Source organism: Leifsonia sp. HAY1-4F, assembly GCF_056755275.1.
In genome coordinates this window covers 37173-57850 of the sequence record NZ_JBNDHX010000011.1, presented here as the reverse complement: position 1 = coordinate 57850, position 20678 = coordinate 37173, and the positions used below count along the sequence as shown (strand labels likewise).

The following is a 20678-nucleotide window of genomic DNA, read 5'->3' as shown; positions in this document are numbered from 1 at the left end:
CCCCCCCCCCCCCCCCCCCCCCCCCCCCCCCCCCCCCCCCCCCCCCCCCCCCCCCCCCCCCCCCTCCCAAAACAAAACCCCCCCCCCCAGATTAGCGAGTGTCTCGTGGGCTCGGAGATGTGTATAAGAGACAGGTCCACACCGCCGCCGTTCTTCATGACGCGGCTCGTCGCTGCTCGCATCCCGCACGCCAGACCTCCAGACACCCGGACTCCCATGACACCCCACCGCACGCTTCCCGCCGTCCTCTGCGCCGCCGCCCTCCTCGCGACCATCACCGCCTGCAGTCCGGTCGCTCCCGCCGTCACGCACAGCCCCACGCACAGCCCCACGCCGAGCGCCACCGCGGATGCAGGGCCCGCCATCCCCGCCGGCCTGACCCCCTCGCAGATCGCGGCACTCCCCGCCGCCACCTACAGCGCGGTCATCCCCGGCCTCCTCCCGGCGCAAGCGACGGCGGACATCCGCACCGCCTACCATGTCGTCTTCGATTCCGTCGCGTACGGCGCCGACTTCACCACGCCGGTCGCGCGCATCCCGGCCAAGAACTTCCTTGGAGAGCCGACGGTGGTCGTCCGCGTCCAGACGAAAGGCCGATGGTCGCTCGTCCTCACGCCATCGCGTCAGCAGCTGCCCTCGGCGGCGACGGCAGCGGCTCCCGCACCGGCGCAGAGCGCCGCGTGGATACCGACGAGCTTCCTCCACAGCGGCACCCCGCTGACCACGCGCGTCGTCATCTCCACCTCGAAACAGACCCTCAGCATCCTGGACTCCTCGGGCGCCGCGACCAAGGAATTCACGGTCGGAGTCGGCACCGCATCCACCCCCACCCCAACCGGCACCGGCTACCTTCAGGCCCGCTACCTCGACCCGGCGCAAGGGCAGTCCGAGCATCGCATCCAGCTCACCTCGCTCCACGCCACCAGCGCGGATGAGCCCTACGGGGGCACGGACGGCGGGCTCATCGGCATCCACTTCCAGCCCACCGCCGCCGGCGCCGTGTCGCACGGCTGCGTACGACTCTCGGAAGCCGCGATCGCCGCCGTGGACGCTCTGCCGCTCGGAACGCCGGTGCAGATCGTGGACTGATCCCCGCGGATTCACAGGACGACAGGAACAAGAGAACACCCGGCGTTAACCTTCCGTTTACCAGTCCGGGGGACTCTGGACAGACACCGGGAATAGCGTCTCACGCGGGTCGCACAGACCCCGTCCTGTTGTTACTGATCCCCGAAGGGACAACTGTGAATCTCAAGCGCATCGGCGCTCCCGTGGCGCTCCTCGCGGCAGCCGCCATCTCTCTCACCGCCTGTGCGGCGAACGAGGGCAGCACCCCGTCGACCACGACGGCGAAGGCCTCGAACCTGACCGGCACGTTGAACGGCATCGGCTCGTCCGCGCAGGGTGCGGCCCAGACCGTGTGGGCCGCCGGCTTCCAGCAGGCCAACCCGAAGGTCACCGTGAACTACGACCCGCAGGGGTCCGGCGCGGGCCGCAAGAGCTTCATCTCCGGCGCTGCCGACTTCGCCGGCTCCGACGCCGCGCTCAAGACCGAGGAGCTCGCCTCCACGTTCGCCGGGTGCGCCGCGGGCAGCAAGGGCATCGACCTGCCGGTCTACATCTCCCCCATCGCCGTCGCCTACAACGTGGACGGCGTGAAGGACCTCAAGCTCGACGCCGCGACCATCGCCGGCATCTTCTCGGGCGCGATCACCACCTGGAACGACCCCAAGATCGCGAGCCAGAACTCGGGAACCTCGCTCCCGTCCGCGCCGATCACGGTCGTCCACCGGTCCGACGACTCGGGCACCACCCAGAACTTCACCGAGTACCTCGCGGCGAACGCTCCGGACGTCTGGACCAAGCCGTCCTCGCAGACCTTCCCCTACACCGTCGGTGACGCAGCCAAGGGCACCTCGGGTGTCGCGGACGCCACCAAGAACGCGAAGAACTCGATCACGTACATCGACGAGTCGGGCTCCGCAGGCCTCAGCATCGCCCAGCTGAAGGTCGGCAGCGACTACGAGAAGATCAGTGCCGACGGTGCTGCCGCGGTGGTCGCCGCCTCCCCGATCGCCTCCGGTCGCGACACGAACGACCTGGCCATCCAGATCGACCGCAAGGACACCAAGAAGGGCGCCTGGCCGCTCGTCCTGGTCTCCTACGTGATCGCCTGCCAGCAGTACAAGGACGCCGCCAAGGCGGACCTGGTCAAGGGCTACGTCGGCTACCTCATCTCCAGCGACGCCCAGAAGGCCGCTTCCGAGCAGGCCGGCTCGGCCCCGCTGGCGAACGACCTGTCCGCCAAGGTCCAGAAGGCCGTCGACAGCATCAAGTGACACCGGACCGTTCGGCCCGGGCTGCTCCTAGCCCGGGCCGAACGGTGCTTCCATCCTCAGCCGCCCGCAACGGCTCACCCGATGAGAGAAAGCAAGGAATGACCGCCGGAACCGCAGGAGCCATCAGGCCGAAGGCGAAGGTCCGCCTCGGCGACCGGGTCTTCTCGACCAGTACCGTCGTCGCGGGATCGCTGATCCTCGCCACTCTCGCCGCTGTGGCGATCTTCCTCGTGGTCCAGAGCATCCCGGCCCTGTTCGCCGGCCCCGGCCAGCTCCCGAACATCGCCAGCAACTTCTGGGCATGGGTCTGGCCCCTGGTGTTCGGCACGATCTGGGCCGCAACACTGGCATTGCTGATCGCCACGCCGCTGTCCATCGGCATCGCGCTCTTCATCTCGCACTATGCGCCGCGCCGCGTGGCCGCGGTGCTCGGGTACATCATCGACCTGCTCGCGGCCGTTCCCTCCGTCGTCTTCGGCCTGTGGGGTATCGCGACGCTGTCAACCTTCGTCCAGCCGTTCTACGCCTGGCTCGGCTCCAACCTCGGCTGGATCCCGCTGTTCGCACCGCCCGTATCCGGTACCGGCCGCACCATCCTCACCGCCTCGATCGTGCTCGCGGTCATGGTCATCCCCATCATGACCGCCATCTGCCGCGAGATCTTCCTCCAGACCCCGCGCCTCCACGAGGAGGCCGCGCTGGCACTCGGCGCGACCCGGTGGGAGATGGTCAAGATGGCCGTCCTGCCCTTCGCCCGCAGCGGCATCATCTCGGCGATCATGCTCGGCCTCGGTCGCGCCCTCGGCGAGACGCTCGCCGTCGCGATGGTCCTCTCCCCGGCCCTGATCGTGAACATCTTCGTTCTGCGGGCTCAGAGCCCGAACACGATCGCCGCCAACATCGCCCTCCAGTTCCCCGAGGCGAGCGGCGTGAGCGTGAACGCGCTGATCGCATCCGGCCTCGTGCTGTTCGTCGTGACGCTGCTCATAAACATGCTCGCCCGGTACATCGTCAGCCGCCGCAAGGCCTTCTCTGGAGCGAACTGATGGCCACGACCACCGCCACCGCCCCGCGTCCCCTCGCCAACTCGTACACGGCGGGGAAGCTGCCCCGCTGGGCTCCGTGGACGATGCTCGTCGCCTCCTGGTTCGTGTTCGGCGCCGTCTTCGCCATGCTGGCGGCCAGCGGCGCGACCAAGGACTTCAACATCGTCGGCGCGGTGTTCTTCGGCACGATCCTCTTCGACATCGCCATCTACGCCACCTCGCTGCTGGTGGAGGGCTCCCGCAAGGCGATGGACCGGCTCATCACGTCGCTCGTCGCCACGGCGTTCATCATCGCGCTGCTCCCCCTGATCTCCCTCGGCTGGACCGTCGTGTCGCAAGGCCTCGCACGATTCGACGTGGCCTTCTTCTCGGAGTCCATGCGGAACGTCATCGGCGACGGGGGCGGGGCGCTCCACGCCATCGTCGGAACCCTCGAGATCACCCTCCTCACGGCCGTGATCTCCGTGCCGATCGGGCTGCTCACCTCCATCTACCTGGTGGAGTACGGGCGCGGGATGCTCGCCCGCGGCATCACCTTCTTCGTCGACGTGATGACGGGCATCCCGTCGATCGTGGCCGGCCTCTTCGCCTACGCGCTGTTCGCCCTGTTCCTCGGCCCCAGCATCCGCAACGGGTTCATGGGCGCCATCGCCCTCTCCGTGCTGATGATCCCGGTGGTGGTGCGATCCAGCGAAGAGATCCTGCGGATCGTTCCCAACGAGCTGCGCGAGGCCGCGCTTGCCCTCGGCGTGCCGAAGTGGCTGACCATCCTCAAGGTCGTGCTGCCCACCTCCATCGCCGGCCTCGTCACGGGCGTCATGCTCGCCATCGCGCGAGTGATCGGCGAGACCGCACCGCTGCTCATCGTCGCCGGCTTCACGACGAGCATGAACTACGACCCGTTCAGCGACCGGATGATGGCACTCCCGCTCTTCGTCTACACGCAGTACTCCCAGGCCGCCGGATTACACGCGCAGGCCTCGATCGACCGCGCGTGGACGGCCGCCCTCGTCCTCATCATCATCGTGATGCTCCTCAACCTGGTCGGACGCATCATCGCCAAGGTCTTCGCCCCCAAGTACGGCCGCTGAGCCGCGACAACCCGTAGCCTGAAGGAAACCATGTCCAAGCGCATCGAAGTCAACGACCTCAACGTCTACTACAGCGCCTTCCGCGCGGTGGAGGGCGTGTCGCTCACCATCGAGCCCCGCACCGTCACCGCCTTCATCGGGCCGTCCGGCTGCGGCAAGTCGACGTTCCTCCGCACCCTGAACCGGATGCACGAAGTCATCCCCGGCGCGTACGTCGAGGGCGAGGTCCTCATCGACGGCAACAACCTGTACGGCACGGGCGTGGACCCGGTCCTGGTGCGGCGCCAGGTGGGCATGGTGTTCCAGCGCCCGAATCCATTCCCGACCATGAGCATCCGCGACAACGTGCTGGCCGGCGTGAAGCTGAACAACCGGCGGATGTCGAAGAGCGAGTCGGACGAGCTGGTCGAGCGGTCGCTGCGGGGCGCGAACCTGTGGAACGAGGTCAAGGACCGCCTCAACCTGCCCGGCTCCGGCCTCTCGGGCGGGCAGCAGCAGCGCCTCTGCATCGCACGCGCGATCGCCGTCTCGCCCGATGTGCTGCTGATGGACGAGCCGTGCTCGGCCCTCGACCCGATCTCGACGCTCGCCATCGAGGACCTCATCGAGGAGCTGAAGAACGAGTACACGATCGTGATCGTGACCCACAACATGCAGCAGGCGTCGCGTGTCTCCGACCGCACCGCATTCTTCAACATCGCGGGCACCGGCAAGCCCGGCAAGCTGATCGAGTACAACGACACGAACCTGATCTTCTCGAACCCGACCGAGCAGGCCACTGAGGACTACGTCTCCGGCCGCTTCGGCTGATCCATCCGGGAGGTCGCTCTTCTCGGGCACAGAAATGCCGGGCCGCAGAACGCCTCTCGGCGCGAGGCCGCTCGAAGCGGCTAGTTTTGGAGCCCGGGGTTACTGCGGCCCGGCGGATTCCAGTGTACAGGAGCGTCTCCCGCGGGTCTCGGCGTGGCGTTCGCAGCCAGAGAACGTGGATGCGGCTGAGACGAGTGCGAGCGCGGTGCGGCTCAGGGCATCCCGCGGCTCACCGCATCCAGATCCGGAATCTCAGTCGAGCGAATCCGACCGCCACAGCCGTGCGCACACCGTCAGCTCCTCGGCGGTGCGGGTGAAACGCAGGGCGCGGGTCGTCAGCTCGCTCGCGCGATCCGGGTCGACCGCGTCACGGTCGTCGGCGACGGACGCCGCGCCGGACGCCGCCACCCGGCAGAAAGCGGCGGCCCGGTCCAGGGCGACCGCGAAGTCGCCCTCGAACAGCCCGCGGAGGATGCGGTCCGCGAGTTCCGTGATCTCCGCCGGCCCCGTCGGGTTCGGCGCCCCGGCGACGACGACGTCGATGGACGCGAGCCCCTCGCTGCCCCGCTGGTACAGGTACGCCGTGCCCTCCGCATCCTGCCGGATGAGCAGTCGCAGCAGGTAGATGCGCCACAGGGCGCCCGGGAGGCTCTTGGCGTTCGACCGTGACCACAGTTCGGCGAGCGCATCGATGCCGTGCGCGTCGGTGAAGGCGACGAGCCGATCCACAACCTCCGGATCCGGATCGGCTCGCACGCGTGCCAGCAGCGCCTGCGCGGTCTCGTGGGCGACCCTGCTGATCTGGGCAGGGTCCTCCCCTCCGAGGAACGCCTCGAACATTCCGCTCGTGAACAGCGTGGGCTTGTGGAACCGGTCCGACATCCCTCCATTCTGCCCCCGCCACGGGGACGGGTGAATCCACGCTAGATTGGTGGTGAGGGCCTGTAGCTCAGTTGGCAGAGCATCGGACTTTTAATCCGCGGGTCGTGGGTTCGAGCCCCACCGGGCCCACCCTTACATTTATTGGGATCCCAGCCCAGGCGTGACCGAAGCCGCCAAGCCCCAAGCAAACGCCCACGCTGCCGAGCACAAAACGATAAATGGTCAACCATCCGACGGCGAAGACCGCTTCGTCGAGCGCCGATCGCGACGTATACGGACTATGGCGACCGTCACCCCGACCGTTAGCAGGAGACTGTATAGCCATCCGGAGATCGCGAGGCCGAGATCAATCCAATCCATTTTCTTCGGCGTTGCTACAGAGGCCCATACCGCGAAGGCAGCTCCCGCCGTCATGACGATCGTGGCTGTCCAGCGAACCGCGAGCCTCCAAAGCATTCCCCACGCATCAAGATGCGGCGGGGGCACCGCGACTCGAGCAAGCCACATTCCTGGGCGTACCAGGCCGGGCGCACCCTTTGCCTCGCTCATACACCGAATCGTACTTGTTGGCCTAGAGCGCGGAATGGTACGATATCTTGTACCACTTGGAGGAACCATGGCCATCACAGCAAGCGAGGCGCGCAGCGACCTGTTCGGCCTCATCGAACGCGTCAACCTCGACCAGACCGAGGTTGAGATCACGTCCAAGCGCGGTTCGGCCGTGCTGATGTCCAAGGACGAGTACGACTCGCTGCTCGAGACCACCTACCTCCTGCGCTCCCCCAAGAACGCACGCCGCCTCATCGACGCCATGGAGAGCGCCCGCTCGGGAAGCATCAGCGAGCACGACCTGACCAGTGAGTGAACGCAAGGTCGCCTGGACCGCCGGCGGCTGGGAGGACTACCTCTACTGGCAGGGCCAGGACCGGCGAACGCTCAAGCGGATCAACCTGCTGATCGAAGACATCCTGCGCGAGGACCCCTTCGAGGGCGTCGGCAAGCCGGAACCGCTCAAACACGCGCTGGCTGGGGCGTGGTCACGACGCATCGATGAGGCGAATCGACTTGTGTACTTCGTCGATGACGCCTATGTGATCATCCTTCAGGCTCGATATCACTACTGACCCGAAGGACTAGATAGCGCGTCCGTTGTCCGTCTGATGCAGAACCATGATTGGGCTGCGGAAGACCCGACGTCAGCAGGTTGTGAGAGTGAGCAGCTCGTCGCCAAGAGGGTTCGGGCCGCCGACAACCGCGACGTAGCGAGTTGCGAGCGAGTGGATGAGATCTCTGGCCGCGACGGGAACGCAGCCGGGCTCCGCGAGCAGAAGTGGAGCCCCGGCATTTGCGGCGACTGCGGACGCTGCAAGCGCGTCGGGGAATTGTAGCCCCGTAGCGATGTACGCCTGATCCGAAGGGCCCAGGAAAGCGCTCTTCGCGACAAGGAGCGATGTCTCGAAGCGATCGCTACCCGCAATCCTGTTTACGTTGTGCAGAACGGTCGCCATTGAGTTCTGCAAGCCCGATGACACGACCGCCGGACCGCCGACGATCGAGACGCTGGCGTTTGCGTACGGGGTTAGTGCGGCCTCGGTGGGCGAGTCGAGTGCGGTTGCTAAACCGTCGACGAGAAGCAGCGCTCCGTGGTAAGCACCTGCTGCGGCCGATGCGGAGAGTGCGTCGGGGAAGTCGCGCCCGGTTGCGGCGTACAAAATGCCGGCCCCGTTCGGAAAGGCGTAAGCAAGCAGTTTGCGCGAGGTGTCATATCGGTCGGCGCCGGCTATTCGTGTGACGTTCGGGCCGAGGCGGCGGATCGCCTGCTCAACGCCGGCCGAGACCACGGCCGGCCCACCGACAATAACGACCTGCGCGGGACGGAGACGCGATATCTCTGCGCCGACCGAGTCGGGGAGCCAGTTCGGTCCGGTGAGCAAAAGCGGACCGCCCGCCAAAGCAGCCGCGGGCCCTGCGGACAGAGCGTCAGCGAAACCATACCCGTCGACGACATATACGGTCGGCGCGGTCGTAGGGAACGCCGATTGTGAGAGCGCGATCGCAGTGGCGAAGCGGTCGGTTCCAGCGACGCGCGAAACGTTTGGGAGGAGAGGATTGGGTTTCTGCAGATCGACGGCGCCCTCGATACGGAGGGTATCCATCGGTGCCGGAGAGGTCTCCGAACCACCGCTCACCTCGAATACGGCCGGTGTCGGTGTTGGCCAGAAATACGGGGAGAAGTCCGCGTCGGCCGGCAGTGTCGCGTCCAGTTCTGAGGCACCCACTTCAGTCTCAGAGAGTCCGGTGTCGTGAGCGTTCATCGAAGAGGTCGGAGTGGCCAGTCCTCCTCCCCAGGTCATCCCGGCGAACAGGCCTGGCGTTCCGCCGAAGTGAATCGAGTCGCCGGGCGCGAGTGGGATCGTGTCGGGGACCCAGTAGCTGGACGCATTTATGACGTTGCTCGGATCGGCAGCCGAGGTTGCCAGCGAAACGTCCGCTTCGGATCCGCCAGCGGTCGACGAGTAGGCGATGGTTCCGGAGACGATAATGCTGTACGGCATGTTCGAGATGACCTCACCCGGCGGCGCAGGGGCGCTGGACCGTGCTGACACACCCTTGATCAGGAAATCGACATGTGGTGTCGCGGTCTTGTTGTCCGTTGCTGCCGGCGTGCCAGCGGGGATAGTCACTGTGACCGACTCTGTTGCGGTATCGATCGGCGCAGTCGCCGCCGGGCTGGTCCCCGTCAGCCAGTATGTGACGGTGTCAATTCCGTGGCCCTGCCACGCGCCGTCGGGGAGGTGCAGGACGACCGTTGTCGTCGACGGCGTAATTGCGGTTGCGGTGATGTTGTACTTGATCAACGTGAACGCGGCATATGCCTCGGGAAGAGGAACGTCGTGCGTCGTTCCAGCGGGCACAGGGACGGCTCCCGCCACAACGGCTTTCGTTTTCGGTGTCAGGCCCTGGGCGGGCAGCCCCGAAGTCGCGACTCCAGCTAGGGCGAAGACAAGAACTGCGGCGGCTGAAACCACATTCCTACGACGCTGCGACACTTCGTCCCCTGACCTGATCGATGCGGCCGATAGCTCGGCGCTCATGAGGTCACACCGATCATTCATTGATGAAGCAGCGAAAGACTATCGGTGGTCTAGCGCCCTAGCAACCAATGGCGGTCTGGGGCCTAAAAGACCCACAGCCCAAGGGCCCCGCCGACCTGTCACCGATGTCTTGGTACCACGCTGCCGATGGGGTCCCAGCGCCCGGCATCTGCCCACACTTTGCCCACACTTGGTTGAGATCTCTTGAGATGACAGTGATCTACTGTTATTCAAAATCCGCGGAATTCCGCGGAGTTTCGGACCCGCGGCTCCCCTGGCGCGGGACCTGAGCGGACTTTTAATCCGCGGGTCGTGGGTTCGAGCCCCACAGGGCCCACCCTTACATTCCTTGGGATCCCCGGGAATCGTCGGGCGAAGCAGACCTGCGCGCTCAGGGTCTGCGACTTCGGCCGGACAAGTGCTGTCACTCCCCAGCCGCAAGTCCGGCAAGCTTCAGGAGCTTCGGTGTCAACGCGACTCCAAGACGGAATGTGGTTCCGTTCGATGCAATCCTGCAACCGGATAGGCCGACAGTCAGTTCGCTGCGGGCTGTCCGACTCCAGAAGGCGAAATAGGCGGACTCGCCGTCGTCCATCGGGCAGTTGATGGACCCCGTGTTGTACGTACCCGTGTGATCCAGGAAGGACGCCAGCTCGGCGGCATCCTTCGCGCTATACACAGCGGCGCTCGACACGAGCGACTCGGACTGCTGCATGCCGCCGTAGTGACACACCAGGACGCCGGTAGGCCTGATCGGCACCAACTGGGAGTGAGCACTCGGGAGCGTCGACGCGGTCAATCTCGGCACGGGTCGGGGAGGACACGACGCCGCCTCTCCTGCAGGGTGGGAAGCAACCGGTGCGGAAGGCGCTGAAGGCGTGCACCCGACAAGGGCCAGCACGCATACGGCAGCAGCGACCAGGATCCCGGACCACCTCATCGCCGCCATAGGAACACGATAGACCTGCAGTACTGTCCGGCGGTGAGATTCGTGATACCCCTCCGCCGCCGGACCGGTCGTGCGCAAGAGGGTCGCGGGCCGGCGACTGCTGCAGTTTGGAACGTTTGCGGGTGCTCGCGCACAGGCAGTTGTACCGCGCCGCCGCATTCGCGTCGAGAGTGAGGTTCCGGGGTCGGCCTCGACGCCGGATCAGCTTTTGGGGAGCGATCGGTCGTTCGCGAGATCGATCAAGGTGTCGAGTCGGGCGACTGAGACGGCCAAAGCGGCCGGCGACTCCCCATCCGGATGCTCAAGGGAATGAAGAGTCGCTCGGTGACGCCTGATCATTCGTGCAGCCGCGTTCAGCAACAGACGTGTTCCGCTTGGATGCAAGGGTCGTCGGTACGTCGCGCTTCGCGGGCCTGCGATGGTGCGCCTTCGCTGTCGCCCTACGGCGTCTTGGAAAGAGGGAGCGTGCGCTCTGTTCTGGGGGCAGATGGTGGCCCGCGCTGCGGCTAGGGTATGAAATCGAGCCATTTCCGCCTGAGGGCGTTCGCGGTCCAGGACGATTCCGCCGTGCTGGCGTTGAGGAAGGTCACGTATGAGCGCACCGCACGGTACCGGTCGGACTATTCAGGTTCGGCCGGTCGGCTGGCAGCGAACCCGCGGGTTCGTCCACTCGGCGTGGCGGGTGCGGGTGGCGGCGCTGATCGGGGCGGTCGCCCTGGCGGCCCCGCTGGCTGTGTTCGGTGGCGCGGTGTCGGCCTCCGCCGCCACCAGCTATGTTGAGAGCGCCGCCGTGTCCGTCGGAAACGACCCGACGGGGGTGGCGGTGAATGCGACCACCGACACCGTGTACGTGGCCAACTCCAGCGACAACACGGTGTCCGTGATCAACGGGGCCACCAACACGGTCACAGCCACCGTGCCCGTCGGCGGCAGCCCGACTGAGGTGGCGGTGAATGCGACCACGGACACCGTGTACGTGCCCGACTCCAGCGACGACACGGTGTCGGTGATCAGCGGGGTCACCAATACGGTGACCGCCACCGTGCCGGTAGGCAGCAGCCCGTACGGAGTGGCGGTGAATGCGGCCACGAACACCGTGTACGTGACCAATCAGAACGCCGACACGGTGTCGGTGATCAGCGGGGCCACCAACACGGTGACCGCCACCATCACCGTCGGCGGTGGCCCGTATGGGGTGGCAGTGAATCCGGCCACGAACACCGTGTACGTGGTCAACTCCGGCGGCCTCACGGTTTCGGTGATCGACGGGGCCACCAACACGGTGACCACCACCGTGCCCATCACCGGGACCTCATACGAGGTGACGGTGAATGCGGTCACAAACACCGTGTATGTATCCAACTACGCTGCAGGCACGGTGACCGTGCTCGATGGGGCCACCAATACGGTGACCACCACTGTGTTCACCGGCGGCGGCGGCAGCACCTATGGGGTGGCGGTGAATGCGGCCACGAACACCATCTACGTGACCAACCAGGGCGACTTCGAGGTGTGGGTGATCGATGGGGTCACCAACACGGTGACCGCCGAAGTGCCCATCACCGGCAGCAACACGGATGCGGTGGCGGTGAATCCGACAACGAACACCGTCTACGTGACCAGCTACCCCGGCAACACGGTGTCGGTACTCAGCCCGGAAACGACTCCGGGTGCACCGACAGGAGTTTCGGCTACGGCCGGTAATGGGCAGGCGTCCGTCGCGTTCTCTCCTCCGGCCAGTGACGGCGGCTCGGCCATCACCGGGTACACGGTCACCGCCACCGATACGACGACGCCGGGCAACGGTGGACAAACCGCGACCGGCACAGGTTCTCCCCTCACCGTGACCGGGCTCACCAACGGAGACACGTACACGTTCACGGTGACCGCGAGCAACGCCATCGGTACCGGCGCGCCCTCTCAGGCATCCAACGCCGTCACCCCGGCAAAGCCGACGACCACGCCGGTACCAACGCCAGCAAGCCCGGTGACCTCATCGGCGACGACGACATCGTTGGCCGCGACCGGTTCGGACCAGTCGCTGCCAGCCGGACTGGCTGGACTTCTGCTGATCGCTGGAGCGGCCGCGCTCGGCGCCGCCCGGTTGCGCAGCCGGCCGAAGAAGTCCCAGATCGGCTGAGCCGGCAACGCACACCGCACACCGCACAGCCAGACCGGCGAGCGCCCGTTGAAAACGGTGTGGATGGGTTGGCGTCGCATCGGGATCCCCGGCCCCTCCGGCGCCGGACCGGTCGTGCGCAAGAGGGTCGCGGGCCGGCGACTGCTGCAGCTTGGAACGTATGCCGGCGTTCGCGCACGGGCAGTTGCACCGGGCCGCCGCATTCGCGTCGAGAGTGACGTTCCGCGGTGGATCCCGACGCGGATCAGCTTTTGGCGAGCGATCGATCGTTCGCGAGATCGATCAAGGTGTCGAGTCGGGCGACGTCACTGAACAACATGAGCGATGACACCAGGATCAGGAGCACGGACACCGGCGCTCCCAGGGCGTGGGTGACGAACGCGAGCCACAGGAGCGCGACGTAGAGGGCACACTGCCAGCCGCGGCGAAGGTAGACGGCGTGCGCGCCGATCATGCCGGCCACAGCGAACAGGCTCGCCGCCGGACGGAAACGCCGGCGACGGACGCTCGGCGCGGGAACCCTGGGTGCGATGACAGCGGGTCTTCGGGGGAGCGACCACGCAATCGTCGCCGCGACGCACAAGGCCGCAGCGCATACGAGATTGGCCCACCACAGGGAAACGAGCCCGCTCTGGAACAGCGGCGCGACGTTCAGGACTGCGACGAGGGTGAGAAGGATGCGGCCAAAGAGCGCTCCCCGAGCGGCGGCGCGTAGCGAGAACAGGGGCAGCACGACGAAAAGCGCCCACGCCGGCGCCGAGACGACGGAAAGGACGAGCGCCGCCGCGCCACCGAAACGCTGAACCAGCTCTGCGGAAGTGGTCAGGCCCAGCCATCCCGACCCCGTCACTGTCGAGGAGATGACCGTCCCGAGTGCGCCGGCGATGACGAAAGACCAGAATCGGCGCGGTGCCGACGAGGCGACGACGCCGAACGGACGGAGGCGGGTCACGGCCGCGAATACACCCTGGCGGTCGAGGACATTCAGACGTGATCCATCCACAAGCGTTGCCCTCTCAGCGGTGCCGCGATCGTTACGTGGTCGGCGTTAGGGCCGCCTCACCGCGGTGGCGGTCAGCGTCCATAGGTTATCAAGCGGCGTGATTGCTGCGATTCGGTACGTGTGCCGGTGCTCGCCCGCCCGCAGACGTAACGAAATGCCGCATTCGCGCCGCGCCGCCATGCGATTCGGCGGCGACGCGTTCGGCAAACCTTCGCCGGAAGCCTCCCTCGCAGGGGCCGGATACGACATGCTGGAGGGCGTGGAGCCCCAGGTAGACGAGCCCGCCGCCGATGCCGGCATCGACGCCGACCCGCGCGCGGACCCCCGCAGCGCCCGCGACCTAGCGGAGGATGCGCCAGCGCGCGGATGGTCGGATCGCGAGGCGAGTGGACGGTACGGTCGCAGCGTGTCCGCCGCGCCCGGCGGCGTCGACGTGTGGTGGTGGCTGGGCGCGCTCGCGCTGGGGTGCCTCGCGGCCATCCTGATCCTGGCGACGGCCCTGCACACCGAGTTCCCGCTGTTCTCGGAGGCGTCGGCCGCACGGGGACGTGATTGCGCCACGATCCGCAGCGCGCGCCATGCCCTCGAACCCGCGCTGGAGCTCCGCCTCGACGCGCTCGCAGCGCATCCGGTCGAAGCGGGTTCCGGCATCCGGCATGCGGTGGATGCGTTCCGCGCCTCCACCGCGGACATTGCGACACCGGCCGTGTCGGATGCCCTCTCGCCGGTCGACGGCGACCTTGAACGGCTCGCCGACGCCGTCGACGGAGCGGCGATGGTCGACGACCCGGTTCACGCCGTTCAGTCGGCGCGCGACGCCATGGCCGATCTCCAGGACTCCTGGGGAGGCGCGCTCGCGCGCGTCTGCGCGTAGCGAGAGCGCCTAGCGTCAGCCGGCGACGAACGCCCCGACGGTGAGCAGCGAGACGGAATCGGAGGTGCAGGCGGTCACGCCGGCGTCCTTGATGAAGAGCGACTCCGTCGATCCGGGCGGGTACACCCGGAAGCCGTCCGCCGGCTTCGGCTTGCACTCGGACTCGGAGTAGTTGAGCGCCTGCACGATCCGCAGGGGCGCCTGGGCTGTGCCTCCCGGCTGCAGCACGACGGTGGGATGCGGCTTCGTCCGGTCGAGCTGCGCCGCCGCTCCCAGCTGGGTGCCGTTCCCGTCGCCGACGAAGGAGACGCCGGGCCAGCCCTGAAGCGAGCACTCCGCCGAGCCGTTGTTGGTGAGGACGATGCTGACCTCGACGCTTCCCGCCGCTCCCCCGCCGCCCTGCCCGATGGCGCCGCTGAGCTTGCCGGTGTCGCACTGCCCGTTGATCGGGACCGCGGTGGTCGTCCCGGTGGGCCGCGGCGAGGCCGATGGCGAGTCCGAGGACGAGGCGGACGCACTGCCCGTCGTCGGCGCCGAGTTCGGCGTTGTGCAGCCGGCCAGGACGAACGCCAGCGTGAGAGCGACAAGAGCGGAGCCCGCGAAGCGCGGAGCAGGGATGCCAGTCATGTGGCCATTCAACCGGTGCTGACAGGGAAGCGCCTGCGACTCGCCGGACGGTCGCCGGTCCGGAAGCGGAGCCGGGCTCTCGTCCGGCTAGCGGGTAGCGGCGTCGAACAGCTGCTCGGCGGCGAGGCGGGCGGCGTCGGGCGTCCCACCGCGCACGGCGGCGCTCGCGGAGGCGCCGTCGAACAGCAGCGTCAGCTGCTGGGCGAGGAGATTCGGCTGGCGGGCGCCGGCCGCGGCGGCCTGACGCTCGAAGTACGCCGTCAGCTCGTCCTTGAAGCGCCGGGCGACCACGGCGGCTGGATGATCCCGGTCGCGCAGCTCGGTGGCCACGTTGACGAAGGGGCAGCCGAAGAAGTCGCCCGCTTCGGCGGCCGTCTGGAGCGCGTCGAACACGTGGAGGGTGCGCTCGCGTGGCGTCTGCTCCTCGTCGTCCGAGAAGTACCCGGCGACCACGCGCGGGCCGTACTCCCGGAGCATCGTGGCGACGATGTCGTCCTTGCCCTCGAAGTGCTGGTAGACGGAGCGCTTGGAGACCTCGGCCTCCTGAGCGAGCCGGTCGACGCCGACGGCGTTGACGCCTTCGCGAATGAACAGCCGCGCCGCCGCAGCCAGGACGCGGTCGCGCGGCTTCGGCCGAGGGAGGGTGGACGTCGTGCTCACAGTTCTCATGCTAGAGCCGGGCTTGCAAAAAGTAAACCGATCTGTGTACATTGCAGGTACACCAATCGGTTTACTTTGGAAGGACTCCCCCATGACCGACATCACCGGACGTGTCGCTCTCGTCACCGGCGCCAACCGCGGCCTCGGCGCCGCCTTCGTCGCCGAGCTCCTCGAGCGCGGCGCCGCCAAGGTCTACGCCGCCGCACGGCGCCCCGAGAGCATCGTGTCGGACGACCCCCGCGTCATCCCCCTGCAGCTGGATGTGACCGACGCCGACAGCATCCTCCGCGCCGCCGCCGTGGCCACCGATGTGACCGTGCTCGTCAACAATGCGGGAATCGCGTCCGACCAGTCGCTCGTGTCCGGCGACCTCGACGAGATCCGGCATGAGTTCGACACCAACTTCTGGGGCCCGGTGCTGATCACGCGCGCCTTCACACCGGTGCTCGAGGCGAATGGAGGCGGCGCCATCGTGAACATGCACTCGGCGCTCAGCTGGCTCGGCACCGGCTCGTACAGCGCGACGAAGGCAGCACTCTGGTCCGCGAGCAACTCGGCGCGCGTGGAGCTCGCGCCCGCGGGCATCCAGGTCGTCGGCGTCCATGTCGGCTATGTCGACACGGAGATGGCCGCGCACGCCACCGGCGACAAGGTGCCGCCGCGCCAGGTCGTGGAGGAGGCGCTGGACGCCGTGGCGGCGGACGAAGCGGAAGCGGTCGTCGGCGACACCGCGCGCTACGTCAAGTCGCACCTCCACGAAGACGTCCGCGCGCTTTACCCCCAGCTGGCCAGGTAGGCCTCCCCGCCGAACCCCTCCGGCCGGATGCCCCAACTCACCGTCCACGTCTCTCCGGGCTCCAGCCAGCGCAGACCGCGACCGGAGTTGAGGGCGTCCGCCGGCGCGGTCATCGGCTCGATGGCGAGAGCCACTCCTCCCGGCTTCGTGGCGAAGGAGCGGTGGGTGAAGACCTGCACATAGCGGAAGGCCTCGTCGCCCCAGAGCACGAGGCGCCGGCCGTCGTCGGCGGCTAGCACATGCTCCGCCGGTCCGTCCGGCAGGTCGCCGAAGCCGGTGTCCAGCTCGAGCTCGCTAAGGCGGCGGCCGCCGGACAGGTCGAAGGGCGTCCCCTCGACAGCCGATTCCCCGATGACGTTGCTGCGCTCATCCGTCTCGAAGCGGGTGCGCGCGGCGACGGTCACCGTCAGCTGCTCGGGCGGCACATCAGCGATGCGGAGGTAGGGATGCGCGCCCACCGCGACGGGCGCTGGCACCTCGCCCGCGTTGCTGATCGTGTGGGTGACCTGCAGGCCGTCGGTGTGGAGCTCGTGCGTGACGGCGGTCTCGAGCAGGAACGGATATCCCGGCTCGGGGAAGATGGCCGCGGCCTGCGTCACGGTCGAGTCCGTCCGGTCCACCAGCTCGTAGGGACGGCGGCGCAACAGCCCGTGGATGGCGTTGCCCTTCGCCGGTTCCGTCAGGTCCAGCTGCCGGGGCTCGCCCTCGAACTCCCACCGGCCGTCGGCGACCCGGTTGGGCCACGGAACCAGGACGATGCCGCAGGCCGAGGGCGGCTGCGCGCCGGCGGGATACGGCTCCGTCAGGTCCGATTCCGCGAAGCGGAGCGACCGGATGCCGGCCCCCACCTGCACGATCGTGGCGCTGAGGTCGCCGAAGTCGAGTTCGTACTGTTCACCGGTCGCGGGACGCATGGAACCAGGGTAGGCCTCAGGCGACGACCACCGGGAGACCTGCTTCCCGCAATGCAGACACTGCGACACGGGGAGCGGATGCGCCCGTGATCAACTCCGCCACCTCATCCACTGCGGCGATCCGGCCCAGGTGCGTTCGGTCGAGTTTGGATCCGTCCGCCACGACGATCGCGCGCTCCGCCGAGCGGACCATGACGCGTTTCAGGTCGGCCTCCGGCAGGTTCACGTTGGTGATGCCACCGGTGGGATGCACGCCCGTGCAGCCGATGAACGCCACATCGGCATGCATGCGTTCCAGCAGCACAGCGGCCAGCGGCTCCACCAGGGAGTGCTGCAGCGGCCGCAGGGTCCCGCCGGTCACCACGACGGCGAAGCGCGGGATGGCCCGCTCGAGCTCCAGTGCGATGGTCAGGCCGTTGGTGATGACGGTCACGTTCTCGAGATCGTCACGCTCGACGAGGGCTCGCGCGATGGCGGCCGTCGTCGTGCCGACATCCAGGAGCACACTGCTGCCGGACGTGACCATGGCGGCGGCGGTCTGACCGATGCGGCGCTTCTCGTCGGCGGACGACTCCAGCGCCTCCTCGAAGCTCGCCTCGCGCATCCCCGCCGTCCGCAGCACGGCCCCACCGTGGATGCGGCGGATGCTCTGCTCGCGATCGAGCGCATCCAAGTCGCTGCGGACCGTCACATCGGAGACCTGGAACGCTTCGCTCAGGTCGGAGACGCGGGCGAAGCCGGCGCGGCCGATCAGCTCCAGCATCCGCTCGCGGCGGAGGGCTGCTGGCAGCGGTTCGGTCATAGGCCCATGCTGGAACGCTTGCGAATCCTTGTCAATACGAAAGCCGTTGCCGTATTCTTGCTTTCGGAATCGAAAGGATGGCATGGCTGCGATCACGAAGCGTCCCACTCGTCTCTCCGACGGCCGGGAGCTCATCTACTACGACGACGCCGACACGACGCTGAACGCCGAGCGCAAGCCCGATCTGCGCGAGCCGGCACCGCGGCCCGCCACCGCCACCATGCGGCAGGATCCGCTCACCGGCGAGTGGGTGTCCATCGCGGCGGCACGGCAGAACCGCGTCATGCTCCCGCCCGCGGAACTCGACCCGCTGGCGCCGGCCACGCCATCCAATCCCTCCGAGATCCCCGATCTCTACGACGTCGCGGTGTTCGAGAACAAGTCGCCGTCGTTCGGTCCGCTGCTGGAGGACGGGAACGCGCCGGAAGGGATCGAGGACCTCGCGACCGTCGGTCTGGGCCGCACGCGGACCTCGGTCGGCCGCTGCGAAGTGGTCTGCTTCAGCCCGGCCACGACCGGCTCGTTCGGGAGCCTCACGCCGTCACGCGCCCGCACGGTCATCGAAGCGTGGGCCGACCGGACGACGCAGCTCTCCGCCCTGCCCGGCGTGCAGCAGGTCTTCCCGTTCGAGAACCGCGGGGAGGCGATCGGCGTCACGCTGCACCACCCGCACGGCCAGATCTACGCCTACCCGTACATCACGCCGCGGACCGCGGCACTCCTGCGCTCGCTGGACTCCTACGGACCCACGCTCTTCGCCGACATCCTTGAGCGGGAGCGCGCGTCCGAGCGCGTGGTGCTCGCGGGTGAGCACTGGACCGCATTCGTCCCCTTCGCGGCACGCTGGCCGATCGAGATCCACGTGCTGCCCCACCGGCACGTCGCCGACCTCGCCGAGACGAACACGGCGGAGCGCGACGAGCTCGCGACGCTGTACCTGCGGGTACTGCGCGGCGTGGATGCGCTGTACGACTCCCCCACGCCGTACATCGCCGCGTGGCACCAGGCTCCGGTCGGCGTCCGGAGGGACGAGATCCGGCTGATGCTGCAGCTCACGTCGCCGCGACGCGGCGCGGATAAGCTGAAGTTCCTGGCCGGCTCGGAGGCTGCCATGGGTGCGTGGATCGGCGATGTCCCGCCGGAGCAGGCGGCCGCGGCCCTCCGCGAGGCGATCGCCCGCGCCGATGAGTCGAACCCCGTGGGCGCGCTGCCGGTCGAGGTGACCGGGCTCGTCACCGCTGCGACTGGCGCGCCGGGCGGCTCGGCCGAGGCGACCGCATCCACCGCCACCGCATCCGCTACCACCGCCTCCACTACCACCGCATCCACTACCGACAACGACAACGACCGAGAGGCTGACCGATGACCGACCTGCGAACGGGAATCCGCGACGACTTCATCCAGACCTTCGGCCGCGAACCCGACGGCATCTGGTCGGCGCCGGGGCGCGTGAACCTGATCGGCGAGCACACCGACTACAACCTCGGGTTCGTGCTGCCGTTCGCCATCAACCGCCGGACGGTCGCTGCGATCGGCGTCCGCGACGACCGCGTCCTGCGCGTCGGGAGCACGTTCACGGACGAGCTGGTGGAGGTCGCCATCGACGACCTCTCGCCCGAGATCCTGAGCGGCTGGGCCGCCTATCCCCTGGGCGTCGCCTGGGCGATGAGCGAGTTCGGGGTCGACCTCGCCGCCGTGCCCGGCATGGACATCCTCCTCGACTCCAACGTGCCGGTCGGCGCCGGCCTGTCGTCGTCCGCGGCGATCGAGAGCGCCGTCGGTCTCGCACTCGACGAGCTCTGGAGGCTGGGACTCGACCGGCGCACCCTCGCGCGCGTCGGACAGCGCGCTGAGAACGTGGCGGCCGGCGCACCCACCGGGATCATGGACCAGTCCGCGTCCCTCCTCGGCGAGCCGGACGCCGCCGTGTTCCTCGACTGCCGCTCGCTCGAGTCCGAGGTCGTCCCTCTGGGCCTCGAAGCCGCCGGGCTCGAGATCCTCATCATCAACACGGGCGTCACGCACGCTCACGCGGACGGCGGGTACGCCGAGCGCCGGGCGTCCTGCGAAGAGGGGGCGCGCATCCTCGGAGCGGAGTCCCTCCGGGATGTCTCGCTCTCCGACCTCGACCGGGCGCGCGAGCTGCTTGACGACGTGACCTTCCGCCGGGTGCGCCACGTCGTCACCGAGGACCAGCGCGTGCTCGACACGGTGCGGACGCTGCGCGAGCTGGGGCCGGCCGCGATCGGGGAACTGCTGGACGCATCCCATATCTCCATGCGCGACGACTTCGAGATCTCGGTGCCGGAGCTCGACCTCGCGGTCGAGACGGCGCAGGCGAACGGCGCGATCGGCGCGCGGATGACCGGCGGAGGCTTCGGCGGCTCGGCCATCGCGCTGGTGCCGTCCGACACGCTCAGCCGCGTACTCGTGGCGCTCGACGGTGCGTTCGCCGAGCACGGCTTCGGCCAGCCCGAGCTGTTCACCGTGCGCCCCTCCGAGGGCGCCCGCCGCGAGTCCTGACGCGTCCCGCCCGTCGCGTTCCGCCTTCGACGCGAAGTGCTCGTAGTTGCAGGGTTCCACGGCGTGTCGCCTGCAACAACGAGCACCTCGCGTTGAGGGAGGGTGCGTTCACCCGGGCGTTACCGGA

Annotated in this window: 20 protein-coding genes and 2 tRNA genes; 14 read left to right on the top strand and 8 right to left on the bottom strand. The window is 68.0% G+C overall.

The annotated features are described in order from the left end of the window. Positions 1 to 105 precede the first annotated feature (105 nt). The 5 genes from ACPYOG_RS04150 to pstB all read left to right on the top strand — a co-directional run bounded on the left by ACPYOG_RS04150 (position 106) and on the right by pstB (position 5286). Positions 106 to 1089, top strand: a complete 984-nt coding sequence (locus ACPYOG_RS04150; RefSeq protein ID WP_481292993.1) for a L,D-transpeptidase — start codon at positions 106 to 108, stop codon at positions 1087 to 1089. Positions 1090 to 1244: 155 nt separating this feature from the next. After that, positions 1245 to 2339 (top strand): phosphate ABC transporter substrate-binding protein PstS, encoded by a 1095-nt coding sequence (gene pstS, locus ACPYOG_RS04145; RefSeq protein ID WP_481292992.1) that lies wholly within the window; start codon positions 1245 to 1247, stop codon positions 2337 to 2339. Between the two features lie 98 nt (positions 2340 to 2437). Continuing rightward, a complete protein-coding gene (gene pstC, locus ACPYOG_RS04140; protein ID WP_481292991.1) occupies positions 2438 to 3385 on the top strand; it encodes a phosphate ABC transporter permease subunit PstC in 948 nt (315 codons plus the stop codon). Next, positions 3385 to 4476 carry a phosphate ABC transporter permease PstA gene (pstA, locus tag ACPYOG_RS04135; protein WP_481292990.1) on the top strand — a complete coding sequence of 364 codons (1092 nt, stop codon included), beginning with the start codon at positions 3385 to 3387 and terminating at the stop codon, positions 4474 to 4476. Before pstC ends, pstA begins: the two co-directional genes overlap by 1 nt. Positions 4477 to 4506: 30 nt before the next feature. Then, complete coding sequence (gene pstB, locus ACPYOG_RS04130) at positions 4507 to 5286, top strand: phosphate ABC transporter ATP-binding protein PstB (RefSeq protein WP_481292989.1); 780 nt, start codon at positions 4507 to 4509, stop codon at positions 5284 to 5286. Positions 5287 to 5538: 252 nt separating this feature from the next. Here pstB and ACPYOG_RS04125 read toward each other — a convergent pair whose 3' ends face one another. After that, on the bottom strand, positions 5539 to 6168 hold the full coding sequence (locus ACPYOG_RS04125) for a DNA-directed RNA polymerase subunit beta (protein WP_481292988.1): 630 nt from the start codon (positions 6166 to 6168) through the stop codon (positions 5539 to 5541). 56 nt (positions 6169 to 6224) lie between these two features. Between ACPYOG_RS04125 and ACPYOG_RS04120 the strand changes: the two genes are divergently transcribed. The 3 genes from ACPYOG_RS04120 to ACPYOG_RS04110 all read left to right on the top strand — a co-directional run bounded on the left by ACPYOG_RS04120 (position 6225) and on the right by ACPYOG_RS04110 (position 7292). Next, positions 6225 to 6297: transfer RNA gene (locus ACPYOG_RS04120), tRNA-Lys, on the top strand. Positions 6298 to 6784: 487 nt separating this feature from the next. After that, the gene (locus tag ACPYOG_RS04115; protein ID WP_481292987.1) at positions 6785 to 7033 is read left to right on the top strand and encodes a type II toxin-antitoxin system Phd/YefM family antitoxin; all 249 of its coding nucleotides are present in this window, start codon (positions 6785 to 6787) and stop codon (positions 7031 to 7033) included. After that, a complete protein-coding gene (locus tag ACPYOG_RS04110) occupies positions 7026 to 7292 on the top strand; it encodes a Txe/YoeB family addiction module toxin (RefSeq protein ID WP_481292986.1) in 267 nt (88 codons plus the stop codon). The genes ACPYOG_RS04115 and ACPYOG_RS04110 overlap by 8 nt, the downstream gene beginning before the upstream one ends. A gap of 72 nt (positions 7293 to 7364) precedes the next feature. Here ACPYOG_RS04110 and ACPYOG_RS04105 read toward each other — a convergent pair whose 3' ends face one another. Then, positions 7365 to 9197 (bottom strand): cell wall-binding repeat-containing protein, encoded by a 1833-nt coding sequence (locus tag ACPYOG_RS04105; RefSeq protein ID WP_481292985.1) that lies wholly within the window; start codon positions 9195 to 9197, stop codon positions 7365 to 7367. A gap of 339 nt (positions 9198 to 9536) precedes the next feature. Between ACPYOG_RS04105 and ACPYOG_RS04100 the strand changes: the two genes are divergently transcribed. Beyond that, a tRNA-Lys gene (locus tag ACPYOG_RS04100) sits at positions 9537 to 9600 on the top strand. An 87-nt stretch (positions 9601 to 9687) separates the two neighbouring features. Here the strand turns inward: ACPYOG_RS04100 and ACPYOG_RS04095 are convergent. Further along, positions 9688 to 9978 (bottom strand): hypothetical protein, encoded by a 291-nt coding sequence (locus ACPYOG_RS04095; RefSeq protein ID WP_481292984.1) that lies wholly within the window; start codon positions 9976 to 9978, stop codon positions 9688 to 9690. 826 nt (positions 9979 to 10804) lie between these two features. On the opposite strand from ACPYOG_RS04095, the gene ACPYOG_RS04090 reads away from it, so the two are divergent. After that, complete coding sequence (locus ACPYOG_RS04090; protein ID WP_481292983.1) at positions 10805 to 12352, top strand: fibronectin type III domain-containing protein; 1548 nt, start codon at positions 10805 to 10807, stop codon at positions 12350 to 12352. Positions 12353 to 12596: 244 nt separating this feature from the next. Here the strand turns inward: ACPYOG_RS04090 and ACPYOG_RS04085 are convergent, their stop codons facing one another. Further along, positions 12597 to 13202, bottom strand: coding sequence for a hypothetical protein (locus tag ACPYOG_RS04085; protein ID WP_481292982.1), 606 nt, complete (start codon positions 13200 to 13202; stop codon positions 12597 to 12599). Positions 13203 to 13509: 307 nt separating this feature from the next. Between ACPYOG_RS04085 and ACPYOG_RS04080 the strand changes: the two genes are divergently transcribed. After that, positions 13510 to 14229, top strand: coding sequence for a hypothetical protein (locus ACPYOG_RS04080; RefSeq protein WP_481292981.1), 720 nt, complete (start codon positions 13510 to 13512; stop codon positions 14227 to 14229). Between the two features lie 15 nt (positions 14230 to 14244). Here ACPYOG_RS04080 and ACPYOG_RS04075 read toward each other — a convergent pair whose 3' ends face one another. Both ACPYOG_RS04075 and ACPYOG_RS04070 read right to left on the bottom strand, forming a co-directional pair. After that, positions 14245 to 14856 (bottom strand): DUF4232 domain-containing protein, encoded by a 612-nt coding sequence (locus tag ACPYOG_RS04075; RefSeq protein WP_481292980.1) that lies wholly within the window; start codon positions 14854 to 14856, stop codon positions 14245 to 14247. Between the two features lie 87 nt (positions 14857 to 14943). After that, the gene (locus tag ACPYOG_RS04070; protein ID WP_481292979.1) at positions 14944 to 15516 is read right to left on the bottom strand and encodes a TetR/AcrR family transcriptional regulator; all 573 of its coding nucleotides are present in this window, start codon (positions 15514 to 15516) and stop codon (positions 14944 to 14946) included. Between the two features lie 91 nt (positions 15517 to 15607). Between ACPYOG_RS04070 and ACPYOG_RS04065 the strand changes: the two genes are divergently transcribed. Beyond that, positions 15608 to 16312, top strand: coding sequence for an SDR family oxidoreductase (locus tag ACPYOG_RS04065; protein ID WP_481292978.1), 705 nt, complete (start codon positions 15608 to 15610; stop codon positions 16310 to 16312). On the opposite strand, the gene ACPYOG_RS04060 is transcribed toward ACPYOG_RS04065, so the two are convergent. Both ACPYOG_RS04060 and ACPYOG_RS04055 read right to left on the bottom strand, forming a co-directional pair. Beyond that, positions 16291 to 17226 (bottom strand): aldose 1-epimerase family protein, encoded by a 936-nt coding sequence (locus tag ACPYOG_RS04060; RefSeq protein ID WP_481292977.1) that lies wholly within the window; start codon positions 17224 to 17226, stop codon positions 16291 to 16293. The genes ACPYOG_RS04065 and ACPYOG_RS04060 overlap by 22 nt on opposite strands. 16 nt (positions 17227 to 17242) lie before the next feature. Continuing rightward, on the bottom strand, positions 17243 to 18028 hold the full coding sequence (locus ACPYOG_RS04055; protein WP_481292976.1) for a DeoR/GlpR family DNA-binding transcription regulator: 786 nt from the start codon (positions 18026 to 18028) through the stop codon (positions 17243 to 17245). Positions 18029 to 18110: 82 nt separating this feature from the next. Here ACPYOG_RS04055 and galT point away from each other — a divergent pair, with 82 nt between their 5' ends. After that, entirely contained in the window at positions 18111 to 19394 is a 1284-nt protein-coding gene (galT, locus tag ACPYOG_RS04050) for a galactose-1-phosphate uridylyltransferase (protein ID WP_481292975.1), read from the top strand. Then, a complete protein-coding gene (gene galK, locus ACPYOG_RS04045) occupies positions 19391 to 20551 on the top strand; it encodes a galactokinase (RefSeq protein WP_481292974.1) in 1161 nt (386 codons plus the stop codon). Before galT ends, galK begins: the two co-directional genes overlap by 4 nt. The last annotated feature ends 127 nt before the right edge of the window (positions 20552 to 20678 follow it).